The organism is Planktotalea arctica, from assembly GCF_002105285.1.
Lineage (GTDB): Bacteria > Pseudomonadota > Alphaproteobacteria > Rhodobacterales > Rhodobacteraceae > Planktotalea > Planktotalea arctica.
The window spans coordinates 87,480-94,825 of the sequence record NZ_MUHR01000004.1; the positions used below are offsets into that span (position 1 = coordinate 87,480).

At 56.0% G+C, this 7,346-nt stretch carries 9 protein-coding genes; 4 read left to right on the plus strand and 5 right to left on the minus strand.

The annotated features are described in order from the left end of the window. Positions 1-106: 106 nt before the first annotated feature. On the plus strand, positions 107-1,072 hold the full coding sequence (gene bhcD / locus B9P63_RS04665; RefSeq protein WP_085307401.1) for an iminosuccinate reductase BhcD: 966 nt from the start codon (positions 107-109) through the stop codon (positions 1,070-1,072). Between the two features lie 73 nt (positions 1,073-1,145). Further along, on the plus strand, positions 1,146-1,655 hold the full coding sequence (locus tag B9P63_RS04670) for an AmiS/UreI family transporter (RefSeq protein WP_085307402.1): 510 nt from the start codon (positions 1,146-1,148) through the stop codon (positions 1,653-1,655). Here the strand turns inward: B9P63_RS04670 and B9P63_RS04675 are convergent. From B9P63_RS04675 to puuE, 5 genes are all read right to left on the minus strand, one after another. Beyond that, positions 1,599-1,970: a DUF1801 domain-containing protein gene (locus B9P63_RS04675; RefSeq protein WP_085307403.1), complete on the minus strand. Its 372-nt coding sequence runs from the start codon at positions 1,968-1,970 to the stop codon at positions 1,599-1,601. The two genes, B9P63_RS04670 and B9P63_RS04675, sit on opposite strands and share 57 nt — an antisense overlap. A 3-nt stretch (positions 1,971-1,973) precedes the next feature. After that, on the minus strand, positions 1,974-2,315 hold the full coding sequence (locus B9P63_RS04680) for a VOC family protein (RefSeq protein WP_085307404.1): 342 nt from the start codon (positions 2,313-2,315) through the stop codon (positions 1,974-1,976). Between the two features lie 128 nt (positions 2,316-2,443). After that, positions 2,444-3,868: a uracil-xanthine permease family protein gene (locus B9P63_RS04685; protein WP_085307405.1), complete on the minus strand. Its 1,425-nt coding sequence runs from the start codon at positions 3,866-3,868 to the stop codon at positions 2,444-2,446. Between the two features lie 64 nt (positions 3,869-3,932). Then, positions 3,933-4,415 carry an ureidoglycolate lyase gene (locus B9P63_RS04690; RefSeq protein ID WP_085307406.1) on the minus strand — a complete coding sequence of 161 codons (483 nt, stop codon included), beginning with the start codon at positions 4,413-4,415 and terminating at the stop codon, positions 3,933-3,935. Next, positions 4,412-5,809 carry an allantoinase PuuE gene (gene puuE, locus B9P63_RS04695; protein WP_085307407.1) on the minus strand — a complete coding sequence of 466 codons (1,398 nt, stop codon included), beginning with the start codon at positions 5,807-5,809 and terminating at the stop codon, positions 4,412-4,414. The genes B9P63_RS04690 and puuE overlap by 4 nt, the downstream gene beginning before the upstream one ends. A gap of 143 nt (positions 5,810-5,952) precedes the next feature. Here puuE and uraH point away from each other — a divergent pair, with 143 nt between their 5' ends. After that, positions 5,953-6,306, plus strand: a complete 354-nt coding sequence (gene uraH, locus B9P63_RS04700; protein WP_085307408.1) for a hydroxyisourate hydrolase — start codon at positions 5,953-5,955, stop codon at positions 6,304-6,306. A 283-nt stretch (positions 6,307-6,589) separates the two neighbouring features. Further along, entirely contained in the window at positions 6,590-6,988 is a 399-nt protein-coding gene (gene tnpA / locus B9P63_RS04705; protein WP_085307409.1) for an IS200/IS605 family transposase, read from the plus strand. The last annotated feature ends 358 nt before the right edge of the window (positions 6,989-7,346 follow it).

A 7,346-nucleotide genomic window follows, 5' to 3' on the forward strand; every position in this document is an offset into this window, starting at 1 on the left:
CTTTCGCAATCCGACCGGTGCGAGGGGCGATGCCCCTCGCGCTGCCTTTTATAGGTGGGGGCTAGCCCCCACACCCCCACGATATTTGTAGAAAGAGGAAGCGTAGATGTGGATTGTTCCAGAGCGCGAGATTGCGGACCTGTTGACGCGCGATGCGTCTTTCGAGGCGGTTGAAAACGTCTTTGCTGCCATGGCTGCTGGTGATGCGTATAATTTCCCTGTGATCCGTGAGGCGATTGGCCATGAAGATGCGCTATACGGTTTCAAGGGCGGTTTTGACGGTAAGGGCAAAACGCTGGGTTTGAAGGCGGGGGGATACTGGCCGCATAACCTTGAGAAGCGTGGTTTGATCAATCACCAGTCCACGGTGTTTCTGTTCGATCCGGATACGGGCAAAGTGGCGGCGATGGTTGGCGGCAATTACTTGACCGCGCTGCGCACAGCAGCTGCGTCGTCTGTGTCGATCAAGCACCTGGCGCGCAAGGATGCGAGGGTCATGGGGATGATCGGCGCCGGTCATCAGGCGACGTTCCAGCTTCGCGCGGCGCTGGAGCAGCGCGACTTCGAGAAGGTTATAGGCTGGAATTATCATCCCGAGATGCTACCCAATATCGAGAAGATTGCTAATGAAGCTGGCGTGCCCTTCGAGGCGGTCGAGCTAGAGGGCATGGGCGAGGCGGATGTAGTGATTTCGATTACCTCGACCTTCGCGCCAACGGTGATGTCGAAACATATTTCCGCAGGTACGCATATCGCCTGCATGGGCACGGATACCAAAGGCAAGCAAGAGGTCGAGGCGGCCTTGCTGGCGCGCGCGACGGTGTTCACCGACGAGGTGGCGCAGTCGATTTCTATCGGCGAGGCGCAGCATGCGATTGAACAGGGCTTGATCACCGAAGCGGACGTTCATCAGTTGGGTGCAGTGATCAATGGCACCCATGCAGGGCGCACATCGGACGACGAGATCACGCTGTTCGACGGCACAGGCGTAGGCTTGCAAGACCTTGCCGTCGCCAGCGCCGTGGTACGCCTTGCCATAGAGCAGGGCGTGGCGATTGAGGTCGATTTTTAGGCGGTTTCAAGCGATGAATTTCGGAGAGTCCGGTGCATGGCGCGCCGGGCTTTTTCCGTTCTAAAGGGCAGTTATGCTGACAGGTCTTTCCTTGCTCTTTGTGGGCGCGGTGTTGTTCATCAACGGGCTGTGGATGCTTGGGCGCATCGCGGATCGCGAGATTATTTTCATCAATCTGTTTGCAGGCATCGTGACTGGCGCGGTGGCGTTTAAGACTGCTTTCGGGGTAGGGGCGAGCCTTGTGGAGGTGCGTATGGGGGCGCTGACGTTAATGTTTACAGCGACTTACCTGTGGGTTGCGGTGAACCGGATATTGGAATTGGACGGTCGCGGTCTGGGCTGGTTCATCCTGTTAGTGGCGATGACGGTCGTGCCTGTGATGGTGCAGGAGTGGAGCGCTGCGAGCAGCGCGCTGGAGGTATGGCTGGCGATAACTTGGGGCATCTGGGCCGTGCTTTGGGCGATGTATTTCGCGCTTTTGACGCTGGGTTGGCGGATCGAGCGGGCGACGGGTTGGGTCACGCTGCTAAGCGGGGTTTTCACCGGATGGGTGCCTGCGATGTTGCTGCTGAACGGCGGTTAACAGCAGGGTCTGCGCCAAAAAATTCTTGGTGGATTTGCGCTCTATGTCCTCCAGTAAATGAAGTTTCAAATGGCGGCGCAGCTTGCCTTTGCCTTCCAAATGACTGCCGGGGTCAAGCAGGGAGTTGCCTTGCGAAAATTCCAGTGAGACGTGATCCTTATAAGTGAACATGCCGCCGACAAAGCGCGTGTCGCTGCTCGGCTCGAGGCACATCACTTCACCGCCGTATTTTGGCACGAAGCGTACCTGCTGGGCGATATCGGCGACGAGCGCGTTAAGAGCAAATGTGATGATGTCCGACGTCAGCGCGTCCATCTGTTAACTCTGCGTCCAGACGGCCAATTCGGTGCCGCCCGGCTCCTTAAATTGAAAGCGCCGCCCGCCGGGGAAGGTGAATATTTCCTGGGTAATTTTCCCGCCTGCGCCTTTCACTTTTGCCAGCATCGCGTCCAGATCATCGGTTTCCAGCACAATGAGCGGAGGGCGCAGCGCGCCCCGCTCGATGCCGCCGCCTATGCCAGCGCCGCCTATGTCTTTGTAATCGGGGCCGTAATCCACATAGTCCCAGCCGAAGGCTTCGGTAAAGAAGGCCTGGGTTTGCTCAAGCGCGGGGGACGTGAATTCGACGTAGTTGATCTTGGTCGTCGCGGTTTCGCTCATGAGCGGGGCCTTTCGTCTATGTGCCGTGCCGAGAGATTAGAACAACATGGCGCTGCGTGAAAGGCGTGCCGAATGAAAAAGGCGCCCCCTTGCGGAAGCGCCTTTCGTTATTTCAAGACAGGCCCAGTTTAGCTTTTGGAGTTACCTTTGATGCCGTCAACGCCGTGTGCGATGCCGCTATCGTGCTCGTCATCGGGATCGTTGCCAAGCGATGCTGGCAACACAAGGTTCAGACCAATTGCGATGAACGCGGCTGGCAGAAGGCCGGATGTCATCAGAATGCGCGCTGTGTCGCCCAAGAAGACCATCGCATCAGGCACCTGTTGCAAGCCAAGTCCAACGGACAGGGCTGTTGCAAAGATCACCATGTTACGGCTGTTCCATTTCACGTCCCCCAGCATCGATGCGCCTGCTGCTGCGACCATACCGAACATCACGATAACGCCGCCGCCGAGCACTTGGATCGGCACTGAGTTGATGACCGCGCCAACTTTTGGCACCAAGCCGCAAGCGATCAAGAAGATCGCACCGATTGTGACAACGTGGCGGGACATAACACCTGTCATCGCGATTAGACCAACATTTTGGCTGAACGATGTGTTTGGCAAAGAACCGAATACACCTGCAATTGTCGAGCCGAGACCGTCAGCGTATGTTGCGCCTGTAACCTCTTCGTCTGTTGCTTCGCGGCCTGCGCCACCTTTGGTGATACCGGAGACGTCGCCCACGGTTTCAATGGCCGAGATGAACGCCATCAGGCACATCCCGATGATGATTGCCCAGTTCAGTTCGAACCCGAATTTGAAGGGTGTAGGAAGCGCAAACCAACCTGCGCCGGATAAGCCACCAAAGTTAACGTCGCCCATAAGGTAGGCAACGATGTAACCCACAATCAAGCCGATCAGAACTGCTGACACAGAGAGCATACCACGTGCGAAGAATTTGAGACCTAGTGTAACAAAGACTACAATGCCTGCTTGGAACCAGTTGGACACGCCGCCCCATGTTTCCTTGCCGCGGTTGAAATCACCCGCGCCGCCAGCCGCATATTCGATGCCGACTTTGATCAGCGCCAGACCAATCATCAGAACGATGAGGCCTGTGACCAGTGGTGGCAAAGCAAAGCGGATGCGGCCAACGAACAATCCGAGGAATGCGTGGAAGAGACCGCCGATGACAACACCTGTCATCAAGCCCGCCAGACCTGCCGTGCCAGCCCCGACCATCGCCGGGATCATCACTGGCAAGAACGCAAAGCTGGTGCCTTGAACGATTGGCAAACGCGAACCAACTGGACCTATGCCGATAGTCTGGATCAGTGTTGCAACACCGGCAAACATCATCGCCATCTGGATCAGATAAACGCGTGTCTCTGGATCTGCGTTCGGCCCGAAAGCAATGCCTGCAGCACTTGAGATGATGATCGCAGGTGTCACGTTGGACACGAACATCGCCAGAACGTGCTGGATGCCCAGCGGAATCGCTTTTGCGAGCGGGGGTGTGTAGTTTGGATCCCGAAGTTGTTCCGGTGTTCCGATTGAAGTATCAGCCATGAGTGGTTCCTCCCTTAGAGCTGTCCCTTGACGGCCGCTTATGATGCGGCCTGTTTTGCGTGCTTTACTCGACGAGCATGGCCTCCTCAAACCAGTGCTCTTCGAGGTTGTCCCCCGTGCTGACCCGATCAACGACCATGAACAGGCCGGGATCGGACAAGGGACAGAGAACGCCGTGCCAGACGTTTCTTCCAATGTTCACGCCTGTGCCAGCCCCGACGATGAACGCGCGGGGGGCGCCAGGCGCGCCGTTTTCGTCATCTGCAAGAACGACGAGATACTCACCCTGTTGCATCGGCAGGAAAGCCTGCGATCCATAGGGGTGACGTTCCATCATCTCGACCTTGAAAGGCAAAGTGAAGGAATTCGAATTGAAAACGCTAATGCCTGCGTGCCCATCCACCATGTCAATCGTCGCGCGGTCATGAAACCGTTCGCATTGATCTTGGTTGATCATCTTGTCCGGCGTGCCGTTTGCGTCGATCACTTCGGCGAGGCCTTCGACGGCCTTTTGCGTGATCGGCGTAGCTTTGATTGTATGCGTCATGGCAGGATATCCATCAGGCGAAAATCTGCGATGCGCTCTACTTGTTTGCAGGCCTCTTCAAATTCTGTAGCGCGATCATTGTTAATACGGGACTCGAAGGCGTCCATAATACGCGCCTTGCTGTAATCGCGCACGGCAATGATGAACGGAAAACCGTGTTTGTTTACATATTCATCGTTGAGTTTAGTAAATGTCGCTTTTTCAGCATCTGTGAGATGATCGAGGCCCGCCGCGGCCTGCTCGGCGGTGCTTTCTGCGGTCAGGCTTTTCGCCTGCGCTAGTTTGCCTGCGAGATCGGGGTGGGCTGTAAGCACACCAAGGCGCTGCTCCTCGCTGGCGGAGCGGAAGATACGGCAAAGTACATTGTGCAGGCCTATCGCAGTATCATGCACAGGGCCAAGTTCGAGGTCATAGGCCCCCTTTGCGATCCAAGGGGAATGTTCAAAGATAGAGCCATACTTGGCGACGAAGGTGGCGCGGTCCATCTGGCTTGGGCGGGCGTAGCGCACATGCGGGTGCGTCGCGGCCCAATGATCGGCGATCTGCTCGCGCGTGGCGAACCAAACACCTTCATGGGAATTCGCGTAGGCCAGAAAATCCTGCAACGCTTGCGCACGGCCCGGGCGGCCCATCAGGCGGCAATGCAGGCCGATGGACATCATGCGCCCACCTTCCGCGTAAAGCACGTCAAAGCTGGCCTTGAGATATTCAAAGAAATGCGCGCCCGTGTTGAAACCCTGCGGCGTGGCAAAGCGCATGTCGTTGGCGTCCATCGTGTACGGCACGACAAGTTGGTCATGCTCGCCGAATTCCATCCAGTAGGGGACATCATCCGCGATAGAATCGGCCACGTATTTGAACGATCCATTCTCGGCGGCAAGGCGCACAGTGTTTTCAGAGCAACGCCCGATATAAAGGCCAACAGGCGCTTCACCGACGACTTCTGTATGTAAGCGGATCGCCTCTAGCATGTCTGCTGTTTCGACTTCGGGCGTCGCGTCTTTGTATTCGATCCATTTGAGGCCATGGCTGGCGATTTCCCAGCCTGCTTCTTTCATTGCGCGCACTTGTGCGGGGGCGCGGGCCAGTGCGGTGGCGACGCCGTAAACCGTGATGGGCGTGTTCTGCAGCAAACGGTGCAGGCGCCAGAATCCGGCACGCGCGCCGTATTCATAGATTGATTCCATGTTCCAATGACGCTGACCTGGCCAAGCCGCTGCGCCGACAATTTCGGACAAAAACGCCTCTGATGCGGCATCACCGTGCAGGATGCAATTCTCGCCGCCCTCTTCATAATTCATCACAATTTGCACGGCGATTTTTGCGCCGCCGGGCCAGTTGGCCTCTGGCGGAGTGGCTCCGTATCCGTGCATGTCGCGGGGGTAGCGTGTCATTTGATGATCTCCCTAGTGCTAGCTTGATAAGCGATAAGATCATAAAGTTTTTTCAAAAAAAACAGAATACACTATAGGGTGGAACAAACTTTCACGCTGCTGCGTAAAAGTGCATATTTATCAAGTAATTCAGGAGAAAACCGATGGCCGGATATTTGACAACCCACGTTCTAGACACTGCACGCGGCTGCCCTGCGGCTGGTCTCGTGATTGATTTGTACCGCATCGAAGGCGATGTGCGCACGAAATTAAAGAGCGTTGTGACCAACGAGGATGGCCGTACGGACGCGCAGATTCTGCCCGCCGCTGAGTTCGAGCTGGGCACATACGAGTTGGTCTTCCATTGCGGTGCATACTTGGACGCTTGCGACGTTCCCCCCGAAAGCCCCCGGTTCCTCGACGCCGTGCCTTTGCGCTTCGGCATGTCAGAGGCCGCGCACTATCATGTACCACTGCTGCTGTCGCCATTCGGGTATTCGACGTATCGGGGGAGTTGAGGGACGTAAGTTCTACCATGACAAGCGCGGCATGGAGCTTAACATATCAGCGCTTACGCGTGAAACACCGCCCAGAACTCAGAGATGCCCAAGGTCGAGCTCAGACGAGGACGAAACCGCTCTCGCGGTATTGGCGCTTGTGGTTAGCGTTGTGCGATGGCGCAAGCGGTGTGGATTTGACTTTCCACCTAAAGGATCGAAGCCACCGGCTTCTAGCCGGTCCGCTTCAGCGAATCTTTCTCTGATCTTCTCTCCTGAATTTNNAAATTCAGGAGAGAAGATCATGCGTTATTCCAAATCCGCGCACACGCGATTTTACCACAGGTACCACGTCTTGTGGGCCACAAAATACCGCTACAAGATTTTACAGGGCCCAATGCGGGACCGCATCCGCGAGATTATCATCCAGACGTGCAGTGAACTGGGCGTCCATATCGTCAAAGGTGTTTTGGCGCGCGACCATGTCCATATGTTCCTGTCGATCCCGCCGAAGCACTCGCTATCCAATGTCCTGCAACGGATCAAAGGGCGCTCATCGCGCCGCATCCAGATGGAGTTTCCCGAATTGCGAAAACGCTATTGGGGCAGGCGGTTTTGGGCCCGTGGATATTTCTCAACCACATCTGGAAATGTGACAGACGATGTCATCAAGCAGTACCTGGAATTACATTCCGACAAATGATGCCTCCGGCGTCAGCCGGTGGTCCTTCACTGCATCGAGCTCGTGGGTGAAAAAAGCACCAACCATGGTGTAGTAAATTAGATCATGCACGCCTTGGCTTTCTAAACGTTCTCAGTGAGTTATTCAGTATCATTCCGGGACATGCCGAAAAAGAGCCGACCTTCATCCCCGTGCGGCGAAATCACGCTTCGTCCCGCACTGTGTGAATCCGCGCTCCAATCTATGCCTCGCTCTGCATAAATGACCGCTTGCCTCGCTGCGCCGCAGTGAAGTTTCTTTCGGTTGTGCGGCATTTTTCTTGCTGCGTGCGCGCGCAGCGTAAAATCGCTATGACCGAGTCGGGCTCAGAGTTCGCTTT